Origin of the sequence: Streptomyces sp. NPDC001599 (genome assembly GCF_042893535.1) — a bacterium.
Classification (GTDB): Bacteria; Actinomycetota; Actinomycetes; order Streptomycetales; family Streptomycetaceae; genus Streptomyces.
This window is the reverse complement of record NZ_JBIAVA010000018.1, coordinates 36,752-61,185: the sequence shown is the minus strand read 5'-3', so window position 1 is coordinate 61,185 and position 24,434 is coordinate 36,752. Positions and strand designations below refer to the sequence as shown.

The window sequence follows — 24,434 nt, the reverse complement described above, 5'->3', positions numbered from 1 at the left end:
CGGGTTCCGGAGGCGGCCGCCCGTTCACCGGCCTGTGCCGGTTCGGCTCGTCGTCGGGCGCGTTGAGTCAGCGCTCTTCCTCGGCGGAAGATGCCGGAACGGCCGTCAGCCGCTCCGTCTCGTCCTGTATCTCAGCGGCGATCTTCTTGAGTTCCGGCTCGAACTTGCGACCGTGGTGGGCGCAGAAGAGCAGTTCTCCGCCGCTCAGCAGGACGACGCGCAGGTATGCCTGGGCGCCGCAGCGGTCGCAGCGATCGGCGGCCGTCAGCGGGCTTGCGGAAGTCAGAACAGTAGTCACGTCGCCTCTTCTCTAGCTCGACGAGCTGTCGTACCAGGGTCAACATCCAACCAGCCCCAAAACGTTCCCGCTCGTGGCTTTTCCTCGAAAAAACTTTCCGAGGGGCCGGCTGTTGCCGATTGGCGGCGAATGTGCCGTATTGCGTGTCTCTGTGTCGTACGGGTTCGCGCAGTCGGTCAGTGTCGGTCCCGCCGGCTGGGTTGCCGGTTTGTTCATGAGGACGTGCCCGGAGCCTAAATGGTTCATGCGTCGAAGGGAACGTGATGTGTACTTCACCCCATCGAGGGATCGAACAGGCATGCGACCCTGGACTAGGGTGTGTGCGTGACGAGGGTGGCGTTACAACGGCTCTACCAGGCCTCGGTACCCTCTGACCGGTGAACAGAGCCGCGCCCTTACCCAGCGGGGCCCCATCTGAAATTCAGCGAGGAGCGAACCGCGTGACCGCCGAGACATCCGTGCCGTCCACTGCGCTGCTGGCAGGAGCAGACCGGGACGGATCCAACTACACCGCGCGGCACCTGCTCGTCCTCGAGGGGCTCGAGGCCGTGCGCAAGCGTCCGGGCATGTACATCGGATCGACCGACAGCCGTGGCCTGATGCACTGCCTGTGGGAGATCATCGACAACTCCGTCGACGAGGCCCTGGGTGGTTACTGCGACCACATCGAAGTGATCCTCCACGACGACGCCTCGGTGGAGGTCCGGGACAACGGCCGGGGCATCCCGGTCGACGTCGAGCCCAAGACCGGCCTGTCCGGCGTCGAGGTCGTCATGACCAAGCTGCACGCCGGCGGCAAGTTCGGAGGCGGCGCCTACGCCGCCTCCGGCGGTCTGCACGGTGTCGGCGCCTCCGTGGTGAACGCCCTGTCCGCCCGCCTGGACATCGAGGTCGACCTCGGCGGGCACACCCACGCCATCAGTTTCCGGCGCGGCGTCCCGGGGACGTTCGCGAAGGCCGGACCGGACGCGAAGTTCGAGGCCGGGAGCGGCCTGCGCAAGGTGAAGAAGGTCCCCAAGAGCCGCAGGGGCACGCGCGTGCGGTACTGGGCGGACCGCCAGATCTTCCTCAAGGACGCGAAGCTCTCCCTGGACACGCTGCACCAGCGGGCCCGCCAGACCGCGTTCCTGGTGCCCGGACTGACCATTGTCGTCCGTGACGAGTTCGGTCTCGGCGACGGCGGCAGCAAGGGCGAGGAGTCGTTCCGCTTCGACGGGGGCATCAGCGAGTTCTGCGAGTTCCTGGCCGGCGACCGGCCTGTCTGCGACGTCCTGCGCTTCAGTGGGCAGGGCAGCTTCAAGGAGACGGTCCCGGTCCTGGACGAGGACGGACAGATGACCCCCAGCGAGGTCACCCGCGACCTCGGAGTCGACGTCGCACTGCGCTGGGGCACCGGTTACGACACCACCGTCAGGTCGTTCGTCAACATCATCGCCACGCCCAAGGGCGGCACCCACGTCGCCGGCTTCGAGCAGGCCGTGGCCAAGACGATGAACGAGGTGCTGCGCACCAAGAAGATGCTGCGCGTCGCCGAGGACGACATCGTCAAGGACGACGCCCTGGAAGGGCTGACGGCGGTCGTCACCGTCCGCCTCGCCGAGCCGCAGTTCGAGGGCCAGACCAAGGAGGTCCTCGGCACCTCGGCGGCCCGCCGGATCGTGAACAACGTGATCAGCAGGGAACTGAAGGCGTTCCTCACCTCGACCAAGCGTGACGCGGCCCAGCAGGCCCGGGTGGTCATGGAGAAGGCCGTCGCCGCGGCCCGCACCCGTATCGCGGCGCGCCAGCACAAGGACGCCCAGCGCCGCAAGACGGCCCTGGAGTCGTCGTCGCTGCCCGCGAAGCTCGCCGACTGCCGCAGCGACGACGTCGACCGCAGCGAGCTGTTCATCGTCGAGGGCGACTCCGCGCTGGGCACCGCCAAGCTCGCCCGCAACTCCGAGTTCCAGGCGCTGCTGCCGATCCGGGGCAAGATCCTCAACGTCCAGAAGTCGTCCGTGACGGACATGCTGAAGAACGCCGAGTGCGGGGCGATCATCCAGGTCATAGGAGCCGGGTCGGGCCGTACCTTCGACATCGACGCGGCCCGCTACGGCAAGATCATCATGATGACCGACGCCGATGTGGACGGCTCCCACATCCGCACCCTGCTGCTGACCCTCTTCCACCGCTACATGCGGCCCATGGTCGAGGCCGGCCGGGTGTTCGCCGCGGTGCCGCCGCTGCACCGCATCGAGCTGGTCCAGCCGAAGAAGGGCCAGGACAAGTACGTCTACACGTACTCGGACCGCGAGCTGCGCGACAAGCTCATGGAGTTCCAGAGCAAGAACATCCGGTACAAGGACTCCATCCAGCGCTACAAGGGCCTCGGCGAGATGGACGCCGACCAGCTGGCGGAGACCACCATGGACCCGCGCCGCCGGACCCTGCGCCGGATCAACCTGACCGACCTGGACTCCGCCGAGCAGGTCTTCGACCTGCTGATGGGCAACGACGTCGCACCCCGCAAGGAGTTCATCTCCAGCTCGGCGGCGACGCTGGACCGGTCGCGCATCGACGCGTGAGGCAGCTCGGCCGTCGGACCGGGCCCGGGAGCGAGAACCGGGCCCGGTCCTTCGTGTGCGGTCCGCCGTCCTCTCCACCCCTGGGTGGAGTGCTGTGCCAGGCAGAGCTCCACCCATGATCCACCCGGGCTCCGATTCCGTGAGCTCGCCGTTTCCGTAGCGTCGAAGGCGTCGGCGGGACCGCCGCCGGCATCACCCTTCTTCCGCTCACGGAGGCACGATGTCCGGGCTCGTCGACGCGTTGGCCATCACGGCGGTGGCCGGCCTGGTGATCACTCGGCAGTTCCGCGCGAGCCGGATCGACACCGGCCGACGCCGGTGGGTGCTGCCCGTGGTGCTGGGCATCGTCGCGCTGCGCGAACCGGGCATGATCGACGCCCACCACCAGACGGCTGCCCTGCTGCTGTTCGCCGCCGAGGTGATCGTCGGCCTGCTCACCGGGGCCGGGTGGGCCTGGACCACCCGGATATGGGTCGAGGCCGACGGCGCGGTGTGGAGCAGGGGCACCAGGGCGAGCGTCGCCGTGTGGGCCGTCGGAATCGCGCTGCGCGCCGGGCTCTACGGGATCGGTGCGGTCCTGGGAGTGCGACAGGACGGCTCGGCCCTGCTGTTCGCCCTGGCGGTGACCCTGCTGGTCCGGTCCGGCGTGCTGGCCTGGCGCGTTCAGAGCCCACGCCCGGCCGGAGCACCCGGCCCGGCGTACCGTGACGCCGTGCCCCGGCCCACCTGGAAGGAGCCCGCGTGACGGAGAACATCTGGACGAGGTGGCCTTCCAGGGAGGCACTCCTGCCCGAGAGTGTCTCCCGGCCCCGCCGCCTGCTCTCCGGGGCGGTGCGCCTGGTGGTGTTCGGGATGCTGCTGTGGGGTGCGTTCACCAGCAGCCGTCTGCACGGGTGGGGATCGGTCGCGGCGGCCGTCGGCCTCGTGGCCGCCGTGTGCGCGGCATGGGCCTTCTTCCGGACCACGCTCGCACACCGGTTGTGGCCGTCCCTGGCACTCGTCGTCGTCCTGCTCGCGATCGCGGTGGCCGCCCGGTCCGTCGGCTTCGGTGTCCCCGCACTGGTCATCTGGTGCGGCTGCGCCGTTGTGGCGCTGGAACGGTTGCCCATCGCCGCCGCACTGCCCGTGGCCTCGGTCGCGCTGGCCTCCTACGCCGCGGTCAGCGACGACGCATGGCTGACCACGGTGGCGACGGCGGGCGGACTGGTGCTCGCCGGATACGTCCTGCGACTTGACGCCGAGGCGCGGGGGAGCGCGCAGCGGCTGCTGGACCAGGAGCGGGCCGCCCGTGCGGCCGAGGCGGAGACGGCGGCACTCGCGGAGCGGGCCCGTATCGCCCGGGAGATCCACGACGTGCTGGCGCACAGCCTCTCGGCGCAGATGGTGCACCTGGAGGCGGCCCGATTGCTCATCGAGCGGGACGCGGACCGGCAGCAGATCCTGGACCGGGTGGTGGCGGCGCGGGGGATGGCCCGCGACGGACTCGCCGAGACCCGGCAGGCGCTGTCCGCGCTGCGCGGCGACCTGACGCCGCTGGAGGACTTCCTGGCCCAGCTCGTCGAGACGGCAGGGGGCACGGCAGAGGTCACCATTACGGGGGAACGCAGACCGCTGCCGGCCGAGGCGTCACAGGCCGTGCGCAGGGTGGCCCAGGAGGCGCTGACGAACGCCCGAAGGCACGCCCCCGGCGCCGGCGTGCGGGTGCGGCTGGACTACAGCGCCCGTGAAGTGGTGCTGGACGTACGGGATTCGGGTGGTCCGCCCGGCGAACACACCGGCGCCGGAGGTGGGTACGGTCTGCTGGGCATGCGGGAGCGTGCCGAGCTGCTGGGCGGCTCGCTGCGGGCAGGGCCGGGCGAGGAGGGGTTCGTGGTGACGTTGAAGGTGCCCGTATGAGTGCGGAGCCCGGGGAGAGGCCCGCGAGGGTGGTGGTCGCGGACGACCAGACCGTGGTGCGCGAGGGCATCGTGATGCTGCTCGGACTCCTGCCCGGCGTCGATGTGGTCGGTGCCGCCGGTGACGGCGAGGAGGCGGTCCGGCTCGTCGCCGAACTCGCTCCGGACGTGGTGCTCATGGACCTGCGCATGCCGAGATGCGACGGGGTGGAGGCCACCCGCCGGATCCGGTCCGAACACCCGGGGACGCAGGTCGTCGTCCTCACGACGTACGCGGACGACGCGTCGGTGTTCCCCGCGTTGCGGGCGGGGGCGCGCGGCTACCTCACCAAGGACGCGGGCGGGGACGAGATCGTCCGGGCGGTGCACGGCGTCCTGTCCGGAGACGCGGGACTGGCACCGAGCATCCAACGACGCCTGCTGGAACGCCTGTCCGAGTCCGCCTCCGAGCCGCGGCCGACCGGACCGCCCGAGCCCCCGGACGGGCTCACCACCCGGGAGACCGAGGTGCTGGTTCTCATCGCCGAGGGGCTCAGCAACCACCAGATCGCGAGCAGACTCCAGGTCTCCACGGCCACGGTGAAGACCCACATCAACAACCTGTTCGCCAAGACGGGTCTCAAGGACCGGGCACAGGCGGTGCGTTACGCCTACGGGAAGGGGCTGGTGCGGCCACCAGGGGGATGAATCACCTGATGGGGTGAAGCGCGCAGGGAAGAAGAGTCGGGGATCTTCCCGTTCTGTCCATCCTTGGGCATGCAGTCAAGCAACGATCCGCCCCGCGGCTCCGGGGGCGGTCCGGAAAGCGCGGCCGACCACCGCGCCATGCCGGGCAGGGCCTACGTCGAGACGGCCCAGGGCGCGCGGTACGACGGCCCGCGGTACGACGACCCGTGGTACGACGCCCTCGCCTCCGGCTGGGGCGAGTCGGCCGGTCCCGCGGCCCCCGAGCCGGCGGTGCCACCGATGCGTGGGAACGCCCCGGCGGAGCCGCCCCGGGCCGCGGCCGACGTGTACCTGGAGGTCCAGCGCAGTGCGGCCTTCCAGGAGGTCCGCAGCCGGTACCGGAGGTTCGTGGTGCCGGCGGTCGCCGGCTTCTTCCTCTGGTACGTCGCCTACGTGGTGGCCGCCACGTCGGCGCCCGCCCTGATGGCCCGGCCGGTGGCCGGTGCGGTGAACGTGGCGATGGCCGCGGGACTCGGACAGTTCCTCACCACGTTCCTGCTCACCTGGGCCTACACCCGCCACGCCCGGCTGCGCAGGGACCGGGCCGCGCTCGAGCTGCGCTGGGACACCCAGGAGCTGACGCGCACAGTGAGAGGCGATGCGTCGTGACGGGCGATCACCAGACCCTGGCCCTGCTGCTGTTCAGCACGTTCGTCGCCGTCACGCTCGGGATCACCACCTGGGTGGGCCGCCACCGGCAGGGATCCGCCGAGGAGTTCTACGCGGGCGGGCGCCTCTTCTCACCGATGGAAAATGGTTTTGCCATCTCCGGGGACTACATGTCGGCCGCGTCCTTCCTCGGCATCTCCGGACTCATCGCGCTCAACGGCTACGACGGCATGCTCTACTCGGTGGGCTTCCTGGTGGCCTGGCTCGTGGTCCTGTTCCTCGTCGCCGAACTGGTCCGCAACTGCGGACGGTTCACCCTCGCCGACGTCGTGGCCGCCCGGATGAGGGAGCGGCCGGTGCGTATCGCGGCGGGGACCTCCTCGGTCACCGTCTCCGTCCTGTACCTGGTGGCACAGATGGTGGGCGCGGGCAGCCTGGTCGCGCTGCTGCTGGGCGGGACGAGCGAGGCGGCGCGGACGTGGACCGTCATCGGCGTCGGTGCCCTCATGGTCATCTACGTGTCGCTGGGCGGGATGCGCGCCACCACCTGGATCCAGATCGTGAAGGCGGTCCTGCTGCTCGGCGGCACCGTGGCGCTGACCACCCTCGTCCTGGTGCGCTTCCACGGCGACGTCGACCGGCTGCTGCGCACGGCGGCCGAGCGCAGCGGCCACGGCGAGGCGTTCCTCGCGCCCGGCCTGGCCTACGGCGGGGACTGGGTCTCCCGCTTCGACTTCATCAGCCTGGGACTCGTCCTGGTGCTGGGCACGGCCGGGCTGCCGCACATCCTGTCCCGCTTCTACACCGTGCCGACCGCACGGGCGGCGAGGCGGTCCGTGGTCTGGTCGATCGGTCTCATCGGCGGCTTCTACCTGATGACGATCGTGCTGGGATTCGGTGCCGCCGCCCTGGTCGGGCCGGACGCCGTGCGCGCGTCCAACGCCGCCGGGAACACCGCGGTGCCGCTGCTCGCCCTCGATCTGGGCGGCGGCGCTCAGTCCACCGGCGGCACGGTCCTGTTCGCCGTCGTTGCCGCCGTCGCGTTCGCCACCATCCTCGCGGTGGTGGCCGGCATCACCCTGGCGTCCTCGGCGTCGGTGGCCCACGACCTGTACGCGTCCTTGCGGCGTCGCCACTCCAAGCCGCGCAGCGAGGTCGCCGTGGCGCGGGTCGCCGCCGTCGGCATCGGCGCCGTCGCGATCGGGCTCGGCCTGCTCGCCCGCGACCTCAACGTCGCGTTCCTGGTGGGCCTCGCCTTCGCCGTGGCCGCCTCGGCCAATCTGCCGGTGCTGCTCTACTCGCTGTTCTGGCGCGGCTTCACCACGCGTGGCGCGGTCTGGGCCGTCTACGGCGGTCTGGTGCCGTCCGTGGTACTCGTGCTGCTGTCCCCGGTGGTCTCCGGCAGCCCGCAGTCGCTCTTCCCGGACCTCGACTTCCAGTACTTCCCGTTGCAGAACCCGGGCCTCGTCTCGATCCCGCTCGGCTTCGTCGCCGGCTGGCTGGGCACGATGACCTCTCCGGAGGTCCCGGACGAGGCCAGGCACGCCGAGACCGAGGTGCGGTCGCTGACCGGGGCGGGGGCCGTGTAGGGACGGTCGAGGCGGCCTCAGGGGTACAGCGGTCGTCTCAGGTACGGGTCGCCCACGCGTAACGGTGCTCGGGGCGGCCCGCCTCGCCGTACTTGAGCGTCAGTACGGCCCGTCCGGTGCGTTCCAGGAGCTTCAGATAGCGCTGCGCGGTCTGGCGGCTCACCCCGGTCCGTTCGGCGATCTCCTGGGCGGAGAGCGGCCCGTCGGCCTTCAGCAGGCACTGGCGTACCAGCTCGGCGGTGGTGGGGGAGTGGCCCTTGGGCAGCCCGGGCTCGGACGGAGCCGACAGCGCGCCGAAGATCCGGTCGACCTCGGCCTGCTCCGCCTCACCGCCCCCGTCGAGAGTGCGGCGCAGTTCGGCGTACGCCTCCAGCTTGCCGCGCAGACCGGCGAAGGCGAACGGTTTCACCAGGTACTGGAGAGCTCCCTGGCGCATCGCCGCCTGCACGGTCGACACGTCCCGGGCCGCCGTCACCATGATCACGTCGGTCTGCAGTCCGCGGCGCCGCATCTCCTGGACGACCTCGAGACCGGTCCGGTCGGGCAGGTAGTGGTCCAGCAGGATCAGGTCCAGGCGGGGCAGCCGCTCCACCGCGTCCAGCGCCTCCAGCGCGCTGTGCGCCGCACCGGCGACGTGGAAGCCCGGCACCTTCTCGACGTATGCGGCGTTGACGCGCGCGACCCGCGTGTCGTCGTCCACGACCAGGACCTCGATCATCGGGACTCCTCCTCGGCAGCGGTGGTCACAGGGGCGGTGAGAGCGGGTTCCGGGGCCGCCTCGGTCAGCGCCTCGGGGAGGACGACGACGAACTCCGCGCCCCCGCCGTAGGCCTCCCCGACGGTCGCCCTGCCGCCCTGCCGCTCGGCCAGGCGGCGCACCAGTGGCAGTCCGATGCCACGCTCGCGGTGGGCCGGCGGCTCCTTGGTGGACCAGCCCGCGGTGAACACCAGCTCACGGTGGTCCGCCGCGACCCCGGGCCCCGTGTCGCGCACCGTGAGCGTGGCGGCGCGCCCCTCGGCACGCAGTTCGACCTCCACGCGCGCGTGTGGTGTCCCCGCGGCGGCGTCGAGGGCGTTGTCGACCAGGTTGCCGACGATCGTGACGAGCCCCCGCGGATCGACCAGACGGTCCGGCAGCCGCGTCCGGTCCGAGACCCACAGGGCGACTCCGCGTTCGGCCGCGACGGTGGCCTTGCCGACCAGCAGGGCGGCGAGCAGAGGGTCCTGGATCCGCTCGGTGATCTGTTCCGCGGTGAGCCGGTGGTCGCCGACCACCTCGCCGACGAACTCCACGGCGTCGTCGTACATCTCCAGTTCGAGCAGTCCCAGCAGGGTGTGCATGCGGTTGGCGTGCTCGTGGTCCTGGGCACGCAGCGCGTCGATCAGGCCGCGCGTGGAGTCCAGCTCCCGGCCGAGCTGCTCCAGCTCGGTGCGGTCGCGCAGTGTGGCGACGGCCCCGCCGTCGTCGGTGGGCATCCGGTTGGCGACCAGGACCCGCTGGCCGCGTACGGTCAACAGGTCGGTGCCGGTCACCCGGCCGGCCAGCACGTCGGCCGTGCGTCCCGCGCCGAGGGCCTCGTCGGGGGAGCGGCCGACGGCCTCGCCGCCGATGTCCAGCAGGCGCTGCGCCTCGTCGTTGAGCAGGCGCACCCGGCCGCCCCGGTCCAGGGCGACGACACCCTCCCGGATGCCGTGCAGCATGGCCTCCCGTTCCGCCAGCAGCCCCGCGATGTCCGAGAACGCCAGGTCCCGGGTCTGCCGCTGCACCCGGCGCGAGATGATCCAGGAGGCCAGGGCACCGACGGCCAGCGCGCCACCGGCGTACGCGAACAGGCCGGGAATGGCGTGGATCAGCCGCGCCCGGACGCTGTCGTAGGCGATGCCCACCGAGACCGCCCCGACGATCTCGCCGTCGCCGTCGCGCAGGGGCACCTTCCCGCGGGCGGAGCGGCCCAGCGTCCCGTCGTCGATCTCCATGACCTCGCGTCCGGCCAGGGCCTGCCCCGGGTCGGTCGAGACGACCTCGCCGATCCGCTCCGGATCCGTGTGCGACCAGCGCACGCCCTGCCGGTCCATCACGACCACGTACTCCGCCCTGGTGGCCTCCCGGACCCGCTCCGCCTCCCGCTGCACCGGGCCGTTCGCCGTCGGCCGGGTGGTCCGCAGGTCCCGCACGACCTGCGGCTGCTGCGCGGTGGTCTGGGCGATCGCCAGCGCCCGGCGCATCGCCTGGTCGTCCAGCTGGTCGCCGAGCGGCGCCAGGAACAGCCCGGTCGCGAGTACCGCGACGCCCGCGGCGATCGCCAGCTGCATCAGCAGCACCTGGGAGAACACCCGCCGCGGCAGGCCCAGGCGCAGTCGGCGGACGGGGGGAGTGGAGCTCATGGCCATGACGGTACGTGGGGCCGGTGGCATGCCGTAGCGGGGTGTGGCGCGTATCTCCCGCGAGGGGGGGTGCGTCTCCCGCGGGGTCAGCTCGCCAGTGCCGCCGTCACCGGCAGGGCGCGCACCGCCGTGACCTCCATCCGCGCCGGCGAGCCCAGCACCGACGCCGCGCAGCTCTCCGCTCGCGGCGGCGCGGATGCCGCTTGGACGACGGTGACCCGCCAGTTCCGGCCGTCGCGGTGGGCCAGGGTCACCTCCCAGCGCGGTGCGGCGCCGTCCGTCCGTACGACGGTCAGTGCCTGGGCCGTGTCCTCGCCGAGGGCCGATCGCAGGGCCAGCTCGGCCGCCTGCCCGGGACGCTCCCACGCGGAGTGCCCGCGGCAGCCCTCGATGACGATCCGGTCCTCCCGTGCGCCGTGCAGGATCTCCTTGACGGTGTGGGCCTGGACCCGGCCGTAGACGTATCCGTGCGGCAGGACGAGCACGGTCGGCGAGAAGCGGTGCCCGCCCAGGTGGGTGACTTCCCAGACGCCGTCGGCTCCGGAGGCGGCGAGTTCGGCCGCCAAGGGCCTGCCGAGGAGAGCGCAGCACCGGTCGCGTTTGCCGTTGGTGCAGACGAGGGCGAGCGGATCGCCCGCGTGCGGGCGGCCGTCCAGCACCGAGTCGAAGGCGCGGTGGTCACCCCTGCCGAGCGCCGCGAAGTCGAGGCCGAGCAGCCGACGGGGGTCCTTGAGTGTGGTGCCGTGCAGCCATACGTTTCCCGGCACGGTGTGGGCCGCGTACACCCTGCGTGCGGTGGTCGTGCCCCGGTCCGCGTGACGCCCGGGACGCCGCACGAGCGCGATGCGTACGCCCGTCCCCTTGGCCGCCGCGTCGAGGGCGCGCCCCAGTGCGGGGTCCAGGTGGCTCGAGGTGAGCGCCTTGGCGCCCCACGGGCCGGGCTGTTCGAGCAGCAACCAGGTCCTCGCGACGGGTGCGGTGCCCGAAACGGGCTCGTCGAGGTCCCAGGAGACGGTTGAGCACGTACTCACAGAGGTGAGCCTAACCTGACTTGGCCCGCGGTGGCTTCCAGCCGCGCCTGAGCACTACTCCGGCAGTGGCCGCGGGGGCCTCGGACCCGAGTACAGGCCACTGGGCCGCATCCGCAGCGGGCGCTCCCCGTACTCCTCCAGGGCATGTGCGATCCAGCCCGCCGTACGGGCCACGGCGAAGATCGTCTCGGCCGCGGTGGAGGCCATGCCGGAGGACACGGTGAGCACGGCGAGCGCCAGGTCGACGTTGGCGTGCAGCGGGGTGTGGCGGGCGGCGGTGGCCTGGACGTCCCGGGCCGCCGCGAGCGCGGGCGCCGCCCGGGGGACGTTCTCCAGGAGCGCGTACAGGGCACGCGCGCGCGGGTCCTCACCGGGGTAGAGCCGGTGGCCGAGCCCCGGGATGCGCCGGCCGGCCCGCAACTGCTCCGCGACCACCGGCGCCGCGCTGCCCAGGTCGAGGACCTCCAGCAGCATCCGGTGCGCGAGGCCCCCGGCGGCGCCGTGCAGCGGCCCCTCGATCACGCCGAGCCCGGCGGACACGGCGGCGTAGGCGTGCGCCCGCGCCGAGGCGGCGACGCGCACGGCCAGCGTGGAGGCCGCCAGATCGTGGTCGACGAGGAGTCCGAGCGCCGTGTCCAGCGCCTGCAGCGTCGGCTCGTCGGCCTCCTGTCCGCTGAGCCGGGTCCACAGGCGGTGGGCGATCGGGTCCTGGTCGTGTCCGTCGCGCAGTACGGGGGGAAGCGCGGCGACGAGGGTGGGGATGAGGCTGCGTGCCGTGCCCAGCACCGCGTCCTCGGACAGGTCGAAGCGGAGCGGGTCCGTGACCGCCGCGGCGATCGCCGCGACGCGGAGCCGGTCCGCGGGCCCGGCGTGCTCGGGCAGGGCGTCGACGGCCCGGCGGGCGACGGCCACGGAGGACTCGGGGGCCGAGAAGGCGGTGCCGGGGCGCAGCTCTCCGGTCCAGAGCCACTCGGCCACCTCCTCGTAGGTGTGGCGCGCGGCGAGTTCGACCGCGTCGACGCCCCGGTAGGAGAACCGGTCGTTCTCGATGAGCGTGAGGCGGGTGCGCACGGTCAGCTCCTGAGCGGTGGCCGAGGCCGGGTTCGTGCCGCCGTCGCGCCGGTTGCGCCGGGCGAGGGCCCGGACCTCGTCGGCGTCGAAGGTGCTGCCCCGGGAGCCGGGCGCGCGTCGGCTGCCGAGCTGGCCGCGACTGACGTACGCATACACGGTCTCGGGCTTCACCCCGAGCAGTTCGGCCGCCTCCCTGGTGGTCAGGCGCCGCTCGCTGTCTGCGGGGTGGTCGGGCTCGTGATCGCGCATGAGGTCACCGTATCGATCGGAGGCGTCCGTGTTGAGTCGCTGCAACGCTCTGTATTGATTCAATCAATATGGACAGAGTAGCAGTCAAGTATGGACAGTTAAGTCAAGTTCGAGGAGGTAATCATGTCCATCAACAGAACCGCAGCCGCGACCACACTCGTCGAGGTGCCGCGCGGGCTCGCCGGTGTCGTGGTGGCCGACACCGAGGTCGGCGACGTGCGAGGACTCGAGGGGTTCTACCACTACCGCCAGTACTCGGCCGTCGAACTGGCCCGGAGTCGCGGCTTCGAGGACGTCTGGCATCTCCTGGTCCACGGTGAACTCCCCGACGCGCGAACCGGGGCCGCCTTCGCCGCCGAGACCGCGGCGCTGCGGCGGCTCCCCGACGCGGTGCGCGCCGCCCTGCCCGCCATCGCCGAGGCCGGCGGACGCTCCGGTCCGCTCGCCGGGATGCGCACCGGCCTGTCCCTGCTGGGCGCGGCCCTGGGCTTCGGGCCGGTGTACGACCTGTCGGTCGACCGGCGCCGGCAGGACACCCTGGTGGCCGCCGCGGCCGTACCGACGCTGCTGACCGCGCTGTACCGGTTGGGGAGGGGGCTCGAGCCGGTGGAGCCTCGCGAGGACCTGTCGTACGCCGCGAACTACCTCTACATGGTGACCGGCGAGGAGCCGGACGAGGCGCGCACCCGGGCGGTCGAGCAGTATCTGATCTCGACCATTGACCACGGGTTCAACGCGTCGACCTTCACCGCGCGGGTCATCGCGTCGACCGGCGCGGATGTCGCGGCCTGCCTGGCCGGTGCGGTGTCGGCGTTGTCCGGCCCGCTGCACGGCGGCGCCCCCAGCAGGGCGCTGGACACCCTGGACGCGATCGGCACGCCCGACCGCATCGACGCGTGGATCCGCGAGCGGGTGCTCGCCGGTGAGCGCATCATGGGCTTCGGTCACGCGGTCTACCGCACGGAGGACCCGCGCTCACGGATGCTGCGTGAGGTGGCGCAGAGCTTCGGCGGACCGCGCGTGGAGTTCGCCGTCGAGGTGGAGCGGCAGGTCGAGGCGATCCTCGCGGAGCTGAAGCCGGGACGCGAACTGCACACCAACGTCGAGTTCTACGCGGGCGTGGTCATGGAGCTGTGCGGCCTGCCCCGCGAGATGTTCACTCCCACGTTCGCGGCTGCGCGGGTGGTGGGCTGGAGCGCGAACATTCTGGAGCAGGCGTCCGACTCCAAGATCATCCGTCCGGCGGCGCGGTATGTGGGGCCGGGAGCGCCGGTCGGGGTCCCGGCGGTGGCCTGAGAGACACGAGCGGCCTGGTGCCGTTCGGGCGCCAGGCCTGGTCGGGGAGCGTCGAGCAAGGACGGGGTGCCGGGTTGCTCGCCGGTGGTGGGGGTCCGTGCCCCGTCGGGGGTGGGGGTACGGCCGAAGACGCGGGTGACGTCAGGCGTCGGGGATGTCCGCCTTGGCCCGGATGAGGGTCTCCCGGCTGATGACCACGATGCGTTCGTAGTCGGCCCTGGCGGCGTCGGCGGGCAGCTCACGCTCCAGCGCCTCGGTGGCCTCGGTGCCGATGACGGCGAAGTTGCCGTCACTCAGTTCGAACAGGTCGGGGCAGGTGGATCCCGAGTTGCTCCCCCGGGCGCTGGGAGGCACACCGATGCGGCGCACGATCTTCAAAGGTACCGGTCCTTATGAGTCTCCAGAGTGATGGCGAGCACACGCTACTGGTGTTCATGAGGTGTGCGTGACGGGATGGATCAAACTCACTCCGTCGTGTCTCCGTTACCGCCGCATTTGACCTGCTCGGCCGATTCGGCGCCACGCGCCTTCAGTCCGTCGGCGGGGTCCCCACGACCCACCATTCGTCGGTGTCGGCTTCGTCGAGGTCCCGGACGAGGCCGTCGACCATGCGACCCAGCCGGGCTTCCTCGGAGGCCTCGTTGAGGGAGGCGCGCATGTGCTCGGACGCGTCCCAGTACTCCCGGAAGACGGGGCTCTGGAAGAACTCGCGCAGGATGCGGTACAGCTCCTCCCGGTCCAGCAGGCCTGTTCGATGGCAGTGGTAGAGGTGCGAGTACCAGGCGTTGGCGTAGAGGAACTGACGACGCCGCGCGGCCGGGATGCTCTTGTCGTACGTGTCGATGACCTCCGCCAGTGAAGGGTCGTCGATCGCCCTGTTCAGCAACTCCCAGTGCATACGCTGCTGATGACGCAGGGTCTCACGCCGGCTCGCCGACTCCTCGAGCCGCAGCTGCCGCTCGTGCAGACGGTCCCTGCGCAGTCGCCGCTGCCGCGCGGCCGTCAGTATTCCGGCCGCGGCGGAGCCGAACCTCCCCGTGACCTTCTTCCGTGTGACCATGTCAACCCCCGAATCAGGCGACCGCCCGCCGGTCGTCGAGTGCGGGTCGGCTGACGGGGACCGGCGAGCGATGTTTGGTGCTGCCACCTCCAGGGTGCCGAGCGGCGCTGATCGACGGGGAGGCGGAGAGGAGGCGCACGGAGGGAAGCGAGGGTCGCACGGTCCGGCGCCTTGGAAAAACGTCTGCCCACCAAGTGCTGCTAACAATCGTTCACTCCGCGGGTACTCCGCCGGCTCGTATCCTGAGCAGGCAATTCCGCACGCATGGTGAGAGAGAGGTCGCACGGTGGGGCAGCGCCCGACTCCGCAGCAGATCCCGGTCGTCGTCCTCGCCGGATTCCTCGGCTCGGGGAAGACCACCCTGCTCAACCACCTCCTCCACCGCAGCGGAGGCAGCCGTATCGGCGCCGTCGTCAACGACTTCGGCTCCATCGAGATCGACGCCATGGCCGTCGCGGGCGCCCTCGGCGATTCCACCGTGTCCCTGGGCAACGGATGCCTGTGCTGTGCCGTCGACGCGAGTGAACTGGACGGGTACCTGGCGCGGCTCGCCCGGCCCGAGGCCGGCATCGACGTCATCGTCATCGAAGCCAGCGGCCTCGCCGAACCCCAGGAACTGGTGCGCATGCTGCTCGCCAGCGAGCAACCGGGGATCGTCTACGGCGGGCTCGTCGAGGTCGTCGACGCCGCCGAGTTCGACGACACCCGTGCCAAGCATCCCGAGATCGACCGGCATCTGGCACTCGCCGATCTGGTCGTGGTCAACAAGACCGACCGGGCTCCCGACGCCGAGCGTGTGCTCGGCCTCGTGCACTCGCTCGTCGACGGTGCCGCAGTCGTGCCCGCGACCTACGGCCGTATCGACCCCGAGTTCCTCTACGACTGCCGGCCCGGCGAGGAGCGCGTGGGGCAGCTGTCCTTCGACGACCTGCACGACCACTCCGAGGGCGGCGCACATCCCGGGCACCTGCACGCCGCCTACGACACCCTGTCGTTCGTCTCCGGCCTCCCGCTCGACCCGCGCCGGCTCATGCGCTTCCTCGACAGCCGTCCCGAGGGCCTGTACCGGATCAAGGGATACGTCGACTTCGGCCCGTACGACACGCGGAACCGGTACGCCGTCCACGCCGTCGGACGCTTCCTGCGCTTCTATCCGGAACCCTGGCCACCCGCCGACGCCCGCCGTACCCAGCTCGTCCTCATCGGCTCCGGCATCGACGCGGCGGCCCTCGGCGCGGAACTCGACGCATGCCGCCGGGACGCCGACGCCCCACCCGCCGACGACCACGGCATGTGGGGCGTCCTGCGCTACGTCCAGGACCCCGACGGCGAGGATCCACCGCCCGGGGCCTAGGTGTGCTGTCCCGGGACGGCGGATCAGGCCCTGGCGGAACTCATGGCCGGAGCCCGCGGCGGCGGATTCGCCCCCCGCCTCGGCGTGCCGCGAGACAGAGCCTCATGCGGGCGAGTACGCGGGAAACCGGACCCGACCCCGCTCGGCGATCACGCTGCCGAGGTCGTTGAACAGCACCGCGCGCACGCGCCGTCCCTCCTCCTCGCTCAGTGGCGTGGGGCCGCCTTCCGCAGGCTGCAACCGGACGTTGCACAGGTCTCGGACCACTGGCTACTCACCGTTCGTCGGGACCACGCCACCGGAACGACGGGCCCTACGCGGGGCCCGCCACCACCGACACCGTCCTGGGCAGCGACACGCCCGAGCCGTCGCGGCGCGGGTCGATGTCCGGGAGCTGGGCCGGCGTGCCGTTCTTCTGCGCGGCGAGGGCCGGGACGGCACCCGCCCAGGCGAAGGCCAGGCAGTCCTCGCCCTTCAGGAACCGCTGGCAGCGCACACCGCCCGTGGCGCGGCCCTTGCGCGGATACTGGTCGAACGGCGTGAGCTTGGCCGTGGTCTGCACGGAGTCGTCCAGTGTGCCGCGCGATCCGGCGACCGTGAAGACCACCGCGTCCGCGGCCGGGTCCACCGCCGTGAAGGAGATGACCTTGGCCCCGTCGGCGAGCTTGACGCCCGCCACGCCACCCGCCGGACGGCCCTGCGGGCGGACCTGCGAGGCCTGGTACCGCAGCAGCTGTGCGTCGTCCGTGATGAAGACCAGGTCCTCGTCACCGGTGCGCAACTCGACCCCGCCGACGATGCGGTCGCCCTCCTTGAGGGTGATGACCTCCAATTCGTCCTTGTTGGACGGATAGTCGGGCACCACCCGCTTGACGACGCCCTGCTCCGTGCCGAGCGCCAGCCCCGGCGAGGACTCGTCCAGCGTGGTCAGGCAGACGACGTCCTCGTCGTCCTCCAGGGACACGAACTCCGCCAGCGGCGCGCCGCCCGCGAGGTTCGGCGCCGCCATGGCCTCGGGGAGCTGGGGCAGGTCCACGACGTTCACCCGCAGCAGCCGCCCGCCGGACGTCACCACGCCCACCTCGCCGCGCGCCGTGGCCGGTACCGCCGAGACGATCAGGTCGTGCTTGACGCGCTTGGCCCCGGCCTCCGTGACGAGAGGCTCGTCGTTCGCGGTGCGGGCCAGCAGGCCCGTCGAGGACAGCAGCACCCGGCAGGGGTCGTCCGCCACCTGGAGTGGCACGGCGGCGACCGGGGCGCCGCTCGACTCCAGCAGCGTCGTACGCCGGTCGGTGCCGAACTTCTTCGCCACCGCCGCCAGTTCGGCCGAGACCAGCTTGCGGAGCTCCGCGTCCGAGTCGAGGATCCGGGTCAGCTCCTCGATCTCCGTGTTCAGCCGGTCCTTCTCGGACTCCAGCTCGATGCGGTCGTACTTGGTGAGCCGGCGCAGCGGCGTGTCCAGGATGTACTGCGTCTGGACGTCGCTCAGCGAGAACCGCTCCATCAGGCGCTGCTTGGCCTGCGCGGAATTCTCGCTGGAGCGGATGAGGCGGATGACCTCGTCGATGTCGACCAGGGCGGTGAGCAGGCCCTCGACCAGGTGCAACCGGTCCCGCTTCTTGCTCCGGCGGAACTCGCTGCGGCGCCTGACGACGGTGAATCGGTGGTCGAGATAGACCTCCAGCAGCTCCTTGAGGCCCAGGGTGAGGGGCTGGCCGTCGACCAGGGCGACGTTGTTGATGCCGAAGGACTCCTCCATGGCCGTCAGCTTGTAGAGCTGCTCCAGGACCGCCTCCGGCACGAAGCCGTTCTTGATCTCGATGACCAGGCGCAGTCCGTGCGCGCGGTCGGTGAGGTCCTTGACGTCCGCGATGCCCTGGATCTTCTTCGAGCCGACCAGGTCCTTGATCTTCGAGATGACCTTCTCCGGGCCGACCGCGAAGGGCAGCTCGGTGACGACGAGACCCTTGCGGCGGGCCGTCACCGTCTCCACGGACACCGTCGCGCGGATCTTGAAGGTGCCGCGGCCCGTCTCGTACGCGTCCCGGATGCCGGGCAGGCCGACGATCCGTCCGCCGGTGGGCAGGTCGGGGCCCGGCACGTGCTTCATCAGCGCGTCCAGGTCGGCGTTCGGGTTCCGGATCAGATGCCGGGCCGCCGCGATCACCTCGCGCAGATTGTGCGGCGGCATGTTCGTGGCCATGCCGACCGCGATGCCCGAGGCGCCGTTGACCAGCAGGTTCGGGAAGGCGGCGGGCAGGGCCACCGGCTCCTGCTCCTGGCCGTCGTAGTTCGGGGCGAAGTCGACGGTGTCCTCGTCGATGGACTCCGTCATCAGGCCGGCAGCCTCGGCCATCCGGCACTCGGTGTACCGCATGGCGGCCGGCGGGTCGTCGTTGCCCAGCGAGCCGAAGTTGCCGTGGCCGTCCACCAGGGGGACGCGCATCGAGAACGACTGGGCCATGCGGACCAGGGCGTCGTAGATCGACGCGTCGCCGTGCGGATGCAGCTTGCCCATGACCTCGCCGACGACGCGGGCGCACTTCACGTAGCTGCGCTCGGGCCGCAGGCCCATCTCGTTCATCTGGTAGACGATGCGCCGGTGCACCGGCTTGAGGCCGTCGCGGGCGTCCGGCAGCGCACGGGAGTAGATGACCGAGTACGCGTACTCGAGGAAGGAGCCCTGCATCTCGTCGACGACGTCGATGTCGAGGATCTTCTCCTCGTACGAGTCGTCGGGCGGCGGGGTCTTCGTACTACGGCGGGCCATCGCTGCCGGCTCCTTGCTGAAGCGTGAACGGTGATCTGACGCCGTCCATTGTGGACTGCGGCACTGACAGCCACCGACCAGGACCCGTCACGGGCTGCCGGCCCGGCGCTGCCCGCAGGGTACGCCCTCGTCCGGGGGGCGCCGTCCGCGCAGTCGTCCCCGGCGGCCCGTCAACCGCGTTCTCGCTCTCGGCGTACGGGGCCCGGGAACTCCACCGGCCGCCCGCACGCTTGCATACAGTGGCAGGACCGGCGGAATCACGCAGTTCCGCCCATGGATTCCACCCGGTGGTTCACCCAGTGACTCCACCAGGATCTCGCGATCGAAGGGACGTACATGCCCATGGGTCACACGGCCACAGCCCAGGCAGGCTCCGGCGGCCTGACAGCGACCGAGCACCGCCTGGCCAACGGCCTGCGCGTGGTGCTCTCCGAGGACCACCTGACCCCGGTCGCGGCGGTGTGCCTCTGGTACGACGTCGGCTCGCGCCACGAGGTCAAGGGGCGCACCGGCCTGGCTCACCTTTTCGAGCACCTCATGTTCCAGGGCTCCGCCCAGGTCAAGGGCAACGGCCACTTCGAGCTGGTGCAGGGCGCCGGCGGCTCGCTCAACGGCACCACCAGCTTCGAGCGGACCAACTACTTCGAGACCATGCCCGCCCACCAGCTGGAGCTCGCCCTCTGGCTGGAGGCCGACCGCATGGGCTCCCTGCTCGCCGCCCTGGACGACGAGTCGATGGAGAACCAGCGGGACGTCGTCAAGAACGAACGCCGCCAGCGCTACGACAACGTCCCCTACGGCACCGCCTTCGAGAAGCTGACCGCCCTCGCCTACCCGGAGGGCCACCCCTACCACCACACGCCGATCGGCTCGATGGCGGACCTGGACGCGGCGACCCTGGAGGACGCGCGCGCGTTCTTCCGCACCTACTACGCCCCGAACAACGCGGTGCTCTCGGTCGTCGGCGACATCGACACCGAGCAGACGCTCGCGTGGATCGAGAAGTACTTCGGCTCCATCGCCTCGCACGACGGCAAGCAGCCTCCCCGGGACGGCGCGCTGCCCGACGTCATGGGCGGGGAGCTGCGGGAGGTCGTCGAGGAGGAGGTCCCGGCCCGGGCCCTGATGGCGGCCTACCGCCTGCCGGAGGACGGCACGCGCGCGTGCGACGCGGCCGACCTGGCCCTGACCGTCCTGGGCGGCGGAGAGTCGTCCCGCCTGTACAACCGCCTGGTCCGCCGCGACCGTACCGCCGTCGCCGCCGGCTTCGGCCTGCTCCGGCTCGCCGGGGCGCCGTCCCTGGGCTGGCTGGACGTGAAGACGTCCGGCGACGTCGAGGTGCCGGTCATCGAGACCGCCATCGACGAGGAGCTGGCCCGGTTCGCCGAGGAGGGCCCCACGGCCGAGGAGATGGAGCGCGCCCAGGCCCAGCTCGAGCGCGAGTGGCTGGACCGCCTGGGCACGGTCGCCGGCCGCGCCGACGAACTGTGCCGGTACGCCGTCCTGTTCGGCGACCCGCAGCTCGCCCTCACCGCCGTCCAGCGGGTGCTCGAGGTGACCGCGGAGGAGGTCCAGGAGGTCGCCAAGGCCCGCCTGCGCCCCGACAACCGCGCGGTGCTCGTCTACGAGCCCACCGCCCCCGCCGACGAGACCGACGCCGACGAGACCGACGCCGACGGGACGACCGTCACCGTGTCCGTGCCCGACGCCACCGAAGAGAACGAGGAGGCGGCCAAGTGACCGAGCTGGCCACCATGGAATTCCACGCGCAGCCGCAGGCCGGTGAGCCCAAGCCCTGGGCGTTCCCCGCCCCCGAGCGCGGCAGCCTCGACAACGGCCTCACGGTGCTGCGCTGCCACCGCCCCGGCCAGCAGGTCGTCGCCGTCGAGGTGCTCCTCGACGCCCCCCTGGACGCCGAGCCGGCCGGTCTCGACGGCGTCGCCACCATCATGGCGCGCGCCTTCTCCGAGGGCACCGACAAGCACTCCGCCGAGGACTTCGCCGCCGAGCTGGAGCGCTGCGGCGCCACCCTCGACGCGCACGCCGACCACCCCGGCGTCCGGCTGAGCCTGGAGGTGCCCGCCTCGCGCCTCGCCAAGGCCCTCGGCCTGCTCGCCGACGCCCTCAGGGCGCCCGCCTTCGCCGACGGCGAGGTCGAACGGCTGGTGCGCAACCGGCTCGACGAGATCCCGCACGAGCTGGCCAACCCCTCCCGGCGTGCCGCCAAGGAACTCTCCAAGGAGCTGTTCCCGGCCGACGCGCGCATGTCGCGCCCGCGCCAGGGAACCGGGGAAACGGTCGAGGCCATCGACTCGGCGGCCGTACGCGCCTTCTACGAGCGGCACGTCCGCCCCGCCACGGCCACCGCGGTGGTCGTCGGCGACCTCACCGGCCTCGACCTGGACGCGCTGCTCGGCGACACCCTGGGCGCCTGGACCGGCTCGGCCGCCGAGCCGCGCCCCGTGCCCCCGGTGACCGCCGACGACCGGGGCCGGGTCGTCATCGTGGACCGTCCCGGTGCCGTCCAGACGCAACTGCTGATCGGCCGCACCGGCGCCGACCGGCACGACCGCGTGTGGCCCGCGCAGGTGCTCGGCACCTACTGCCTGGGCGGCACCCTCACCTCGCGCCTGGACCGCGTCCTGCGCGAGGAGAAGGGCTACACCTACGGTGTGCGGGCGTTCGGCCAGGTCCTGCGCTCCGCGCCGGACGGCACGGGCGCCGCGATGCTCGCCATCAGCGGATCCGTCGACACCCCCAACACCGGTCCCGCCCTGGAGGACCTGTGGACGGTGCTGCGCAAGCTGGCCGCGGAGGGGCTCACCGACGCCGAGCGCGATGTGGCCGTGCAGAACCTGGTGGGCGTGGCGCCGCTGAAGTACGAGACGGCGGCGGCCGTGGCGAGCACGCTGGCCGACCAGGTCGAGCAGCACCTGCCCGACGACTTCCAGGCCACGCTCTACCGTCAACTGGCCGCCACGGGCACCGTGGAGGCCACCGCGGCGGTCGTGAACGCCTTCCCGGTGGACCGTCTCGTGACGGTCCTCGTCGGCGACGCGGCGCAGATCAAGGAGCCCGTCGAGGCCCTCGGCATCGGCGAAGTCACCGTGGTGGCGGCCGAGTAGCGGCACGCGCGTGCGGCGGCCCTGGTGACCGGTGTGTCACCAGGGCCGCCGTTTGTCCGGATTGGGGGAGTGGTTGCCTGTCTGCCCTGTGGCGTGCGCTACAAAAAGCCTGTTGCGTTTGAGGATTGAACGCAGCCGCGTTTAGCGTCGTCCGGGCTGTTCGTCAGGCAGTGCGCCGCATCCGCGGCACCGGACAGTCATCGCCGAGTCCCCGTACGGCGCGAGCCAGGGGAGCCGGGGACCCATCGCAGTCCCTGGGGTGAATCGGACGCCCGCGCGCACCGCGAGGGGGTCCGTAGGAGACCTTCCACCTCCGAACCCGTCAGCTAACCCGGTAGGCGAGAGGGAAGGAAAGGACAAGCCTCTACATGGCGTTCACGCGCGCCACCGGGAAGCACCGCCGTACCGGCCGGGTGCACCGCACCACCGCCCGCGCGGCGGGGGTCGCGGCCCTCGCCACCACCGGCGTCGTCGGCACCCTCGCGGCTCCGGCGCTCGCCGCCGAGCCCGAGGCGGAACAGACCGGGCTCACCCCGGTCGTCACCATCGGCGACTCCATAGCCGACGAGATCGACGCCCAGGCCCTCGCGCAGAAGCAGGCGGCCGCGGACGCCGCCGCCCGCGAGGCGGCCCGGGAGGCGGCCCGCGAGCGGGCGGCCGAGGCGGCCAAGGAGGCGCGCGAGGCCAAGGAGCGCGCCGCGCGTGAGGCGGAGCGCAAGCGTCTCAACACCTTCGTCGCGCCGATCACCGCCTCGTACGTCTCCACCGCCTACCAGGCCGGCAGCTCCCTGTGGTCCTCCGGCAGCCACACCGGCATCGACTTCCACGCCTCCAGCGGCACGTCCGTGCACTCCGTCGGCGTCGGCACCGTGGTCGAGGCCGGCTGGGGCGGCGCGTACGGCAACCAGGTCGTGATCAGGATGCACGACGGCACGTACACGCAGTACGGGCACCTGTCGTCCATCGGCGTCTCGGTCGGCCAGTCGGTCGAGCCCGGCCAGCAGATCGGCGTCTCGGGTGCCACCGGCAACGTCACGGGACCGCACCTGCACTTCGAGGCCCGTACGAGCCCCGAGTACGGCTCGGACGTGGACCCCGTCGCCTATCTCCGCTCCCACGGCGTGAACGTCTGACAAAAAGGCCCCGGCTTCCCGAGTCGGGGCCTTTTGTATTCCATACCGGCTTGATTGGCCTAGAGTCGCTGAAAGCGCGTCCATCGTCGGCGTTTCAGGGGATCAAGGCGGAGGTCGGTCATGCGTATTCCGGCGCATTCGGTGTGCACGGCGATTCGGGACGACATCGTGGCCGGCGTCCACGGACGCGGGAGCCGGCTCACCGAGGAAATCCTCGCCCGCCGCTACGGCGTCTCCCGCGTCCCCGTCCGCGAGGCCCTGCGCACGCTGGCGGCGGAGGGCTTCGTGGTGACCCGGCGGCACGCGGGCGCGTGCGTCGCGGAACCGACCGCCCGGGAGGCCGCCGACCTGCTGGAGACCCGCACGCTGCTGGAGCCGCTCGGAGCCTCCCGGGCCGCCCGGCGGCGCACCGACGCCCACCTCAAGGTGTTGCGCGGTCTGGTCAGGCTGGGGCAGGAACGGGCCAGGCGGGGCACCGTGGACGAGCTGCGCTCCCTGGGCGGCTGGTTCCACGAGACCCTCGCCCGGGCGGCGGACAGCCCCTCGCTGGCCGCGCTGCTGACCCAGATCCGCCACAAGATCGCCTGGATGTACGTCGTGGAAGCACCGGTCGGACCGGTGGAGTACTGGGCGGAGCACGCGGCGATCACCGACGCCGTGGCCCGGGGGGACGGTGAACGCGCGCGGGCGCTCATGACCCTGCACATCGAGCGGTCGGCATCCGGCCACCGGCTCCGATTCGCCACCGGCGGCGCGGCGCCGGACCGTGTGAGGAATACGCAACATTCCGTAAACACCGCGAGCCCGCTCCGGTAACAAAGGTTCCGTAGACAAAAGCGGGGGAATTTCGGCGGCTATTTCTGCCGTCCCGAATCGACTGAAGCGGAAGAGGGAAAGACGAAAGGCCCGTCCGGTGCTCCCGGCGGGCCTTTCGCTGCTGCTGTCCCGTCCGTCAGACGGTCTCGGGAAGCTCCTCGAGCCCCTCGGCGACCAGCTTCGCCAGCCGGTCCAGGGCCGCCTCCGCGCCCTCGGCGTCGGAGGCGAGGACGATCTCCTCGCCCCCCTGGGCGCCGAGGCCGAGCACGGCCAGCATGGAGGCCGCGTTGACGGGGGACCCGTCGGCCTTGGCGATCGTCACCGGGACGCCTGTGGCCGTGGCGGCTCGGACGAAGATGGAGGCGGGGCGGGCGTGGAGACCCTCGGCCCAGCCGACGTTGACGCGGCGCTCAGCCATGTGATGCTGCCCTTCAGGTGTTCAGAGGCGGTGAAGTTGTCTAGA

Annotated in this window: 21 protein-coding genes and 1 riboswitch; of the genes, 12 read left to right on the top strand and 9 right to left on the bottom strand. The window is 71.6% G+C overall.

What is annotated here, in order from left to right; translation table 11 throughout:
- Positions 1–67 precede the first annotated feature (67 nt).
- Complete coding sequence (locus ACFYZ3_RS32745) at positions 68–298, bottom strand: hypothetical protein (protein ID WP_007445070.1); 231 nt, start codon at positions 296–298, stop codon at positions 68–70.
- Between the two features lie 440 nt (positions 299–738).
- On the opposite strand from ACFYZ3_RS32745, the gene ACFYZ3_RS32740 reads away from it, so the two are divergent.
- From ACFYZ3_RS32740 to ACFYZ3_RS32715, 6 genes are all read left to right on the top strand, one after another.
- Positions 739–2,862, top strand: a complete 2,124-nt coding sequence (locus ACFYZ3_RS32740; RefSeq protein ID WP_388525387.1) for a type IIA DNA topoisomerase subunit B — start codon at positions 739–741, stop codon at positions 2,860–2,862.
- A gap of 220 nt (positions 2,863–3,082) precedes the next feature.
- Positions 3,083–3,607 carry a DUF1453 domain-containing protein gene (locus ACFYZ3_RS32735; RefSeq protein WP_388525384.1) on the top strand — a complete coding sequence of 175 codons (525 nt, stop codon included), beginning with the start codon at positions 3,083–3,085 and terminating at the stop codon, positions 3,605–3,607.
- The gene (locus tag ACFYZ3_RS32730; protein ID WP_388525381.1) at positions 3,604–4,758 is read left to right on the top strand and encodes a sensor histidine kinase; all 1,155 of its coding nucleotides are present in this window, start codon (positions 3,604–3,606) and stop codon (positions 4,756–4,758) included. Before ACFYZ3_RS32735 ends, ACFYZ3_RS32730 begins: the two co-directional genes overlap by 4 nt.
- Complete coding sequence (locus ACFYZ3_RS32725; protein WP_388525379.1) at positions 4,755–5,444, top strand: response regulator; 690 nt, start codon at positions 4,755–4,757, stop codon at positions 5,442–5,444. The genes ACFYZ3_RS32730 and ACFYZ3_RS32725 overlap by 4 nt, the downstream gene beginning before the upstream one ends.
- 69 nt (positions 5,445–5,513) lie before the next feature.
- On the top strand, positions 5,514–6,092 hold the full coding sequence (locus ACFYZ3_RS32720) for a DUF485 domain-containing protein (protein WP_388525376.1): 579 nt from the start codon (positions 5,514–5,516) through the stop codon (positions 6,090–6,092).
- Complete coding sequence (locus ACFYZ3_RS32715; RefSeq protein WP_388525373.1) at positions 6,089–7,681, top strand: cation acetate symporter; 1,593 nt, start codon at positions 6,089–6,091, stop codon at positions 7,679–7,681. The genes ACFYZ3_RS32720 and ACFYZ3_RS32715 overlap by 4 nt, the downstream gene beginning before the upstream one ends.
- Before the next feature lie 37 nt (positions 7,682–7,718).
- Here ACFYZ3_RS32715 and ACFYZ3_RS32710 read toward each other — a convergent pair whose 3' ends face one another.
- From ACFYZ3_RS32710 to ACFYZ3_RS32695, 4 genes are all read right to left on the bottom strand, one after another.
- Entirely contained in the window at positions 7,719–8,399 is a 681-nt protein-coding gene (locus ACFYZ3_RS32710) for a response regulator (RefSeq protein ID WP_388525370.1), read from the bottom strand.
- The gene (locus ACFYZ3_RS32705) at positions 8,396–10,066 is read right to left on the bottom strand and encodes an ATP-binding protein (RefSeq protein WP_388525368.1); all 1,671 of its coding nucleotides are present in this window, start codon (positions 10,064–10,066) and stop codon (positions 8,396–8,398) included. Before ACFYZ3_RS32705 ends, ACFYZ3_RS32710 begins: the two co-directional genes overlap by 4 nt.
- Before the next feature lie 86 nt (positions 10,067–10,152).
- Positions 10,153–11,097 (bottom strand): sucrase ferredoxin, encoded by a 945-nt coding sequence (locus ACFYZ3_RS32700; RefSeq protein ID WP_388525365.1) that lies wholly within the window; start codon positions 11,095–11,097, stop codon positions 10,153–10,155.
- 54 nt (positions 11,098–11,151) lie between these two features.
- Positions 11,152–12,417: a citrate synthase gene (locus tag ACFYZ3_RS32695; RefSeq protein ID WP_388525362.1), complete on the bottom strand. Its 1,266-nt coding sequence runs from the start codon at positions 12,415–12,417 to the stop codon at positions 11,152–11,154.
- Positions 12,418–12,540: 123 nt separating this feature from the next.
- Between ACFYZ3_RS32695 and ACFYZ3_RS32690 the strand changes: the two genes are divergently transcribed.
- Positions 12,541–13,713: a citrate synthase/methylcitrate synthase gene (locus ACFYZ3_RS32690; RefSeq protein ID WP_388525359.1), complete on the top strand. Its 1,173-nt coding sequence runs from the start codon at positions 12,541–12,543 to the stop codon at positions 13,711–13,713.
- A 141-nt stretch (positions 13,714–13,854) separates the two neighbouring features.
- Here ACFYZ3_RS32690 and ACFYZ3_RS32685 read toward each other — a convergent pair whose 3' ends face one another.
- Both ACFYZ3_RS32685 and ACFYZ3_RS32680 read right to left on the bottom strand, forming a co-directional pair.
- The gene (locus tag ACFYZ3_RS32685; RefSeq protein ID WP_007387735.1) at positions 13,855–14,091 is read right to left on the bottom strand and encodes a hypothetical protein; all 237 of its coding nucleotides are present in this window, start codon (positions 14,089–14,091) and stop codon (positions 13,855–13,857) included.
- 151 nt (positions 14,092–14,242) lie between these two features.
- A complete protein-coding gene (locus ACFYZ3_RS32680) occupies positions 14,243–14,773 on the bottom strand; it encodes a DUF6082 family protein (protein ID WP_388525355.1) in 531 nt (176 codons plus the stop codon).
- A gap of 286 nt (positions 14,774–15,059) precedes the next feature.
- Here ACFYZ3_RS32680 and ACFYZ3_RS32675 point away from each other — a divergent pair, with 286 nt between their 5' ends.
- On the top strand, positions 15,060–16,127 hold the full coding sequence (locus ACFYZ3_RS32675; RefSeq protein ID WP_388525352.1) for a CobW family GTP-binding protein: 1,068 nt from the start codon (positions 15,060–15,062) through the stop codon (positions 16,125–16,127).
- 313 nt (positions 16,128–16,440) lie between these two features.
- On the opposite strand, the gene ACFYZ3_RS32670 is transcribed toward ACFYZ3_RS32675, so the two are convergent.
- Positions 16,441–18,897: a DNA topoisomerase (ATP-hydrolyzing) subunit A gene (locus tag ACFYZ3_RS32670; protein ID WP_388525349.1), complete on the bottom strand. Its 2,457-nt coding sequence runs from the start codon at positions 18,895–18,897 to the stop codon at positions 16,441–16,443.
- A 336-nt stretch (positions 18,898–19,233) separates the two neighbouring features.
- Between ACFYZ3_RS32670 and ACFYZ3_RS32665 the strand changes: the two genes are divergently transcribed.
- The 4 genes from ACFYZ3_RS32665 (at position 19,234) to ACFYZ3_RS32650 (ending at position 23,971) form a co-directional block, all read left to right on the top strand.
- Positions 19,234–20,637, top strand: coding sequence for a M16 family metallopeptidase (locus tag ACFYZ3_RS32665; RefSeq protein ID WP_388525346.1), 1,404 nt, complete (start codon positions 19,234–19,236; stop codon positions 20,635–20,637).
- The gene (locus ACFYZ3_RS32660; RefSeq protein ID WP_388525343.1) at positions 20,634–22,022 is read left to right on the top strand and encodes a M16 family metallopeptidase; all 1,389 of its coding nucleotides are present in this window, start codon (positions 20,634–20,636) and stop codon (positions 22,020–22,022) included. The genes ACFYZ3_RS32665 and ACFYZ3_RS32660 overlap by 4 nt, the downstream gene beginning before the upstream one ends.
- Before the next feature lie 191 nt (positions 22,023–22,213).
- Positions 22,214–22,378: riboswitch (cyclic di-AMP (ydaO/yuaA leader) on the top strand.
- A 12-nt stretch (positions 22,379–22,390) separates the two neighbouring features.
- A complete protein-coding gene (locus tag ACFYZ3_RS32655; protein WP_388525340.1) occupies positions 22,391–23,155 on the top strand; it encodes a M23 family metallopeptidase in 765 nt (254 codons plus the stop codon).
- A gap of 120 nt (positions 23,156–23,275) precedes the next feature.
- A complete protein-coding gene (locus ACFYZ3_RS32650) occupies positions 23,276–23,971 on the top strand; it encodes a GntR family transcriptional regulator (protein ID WP_388525338.1) in 696 nt (231 codons plus the stop codon).
- A gap of 136 nt (positions 23,972–24,107) precedes the next feature.
- Here the strand turns inward: ACFYZ3_RS32650 and ACFYZ3_RS32645 are convergent, their stop codons facing one another.
- The gene (locus ACFYZ3_RS32645) at positions 24,108–24,389 is read right to left on the bottom strand and encodes an HPr family phosphocarrier protein (protein ID WP_007445064.1); all 282 of its coding nucleotides are present in this window, start codon (positions 24,387–24,389) and stop codon (positions 24,108–24,110) included.
- Positions 24,390–24,434 lie beyond the last annotated feature (45 nt).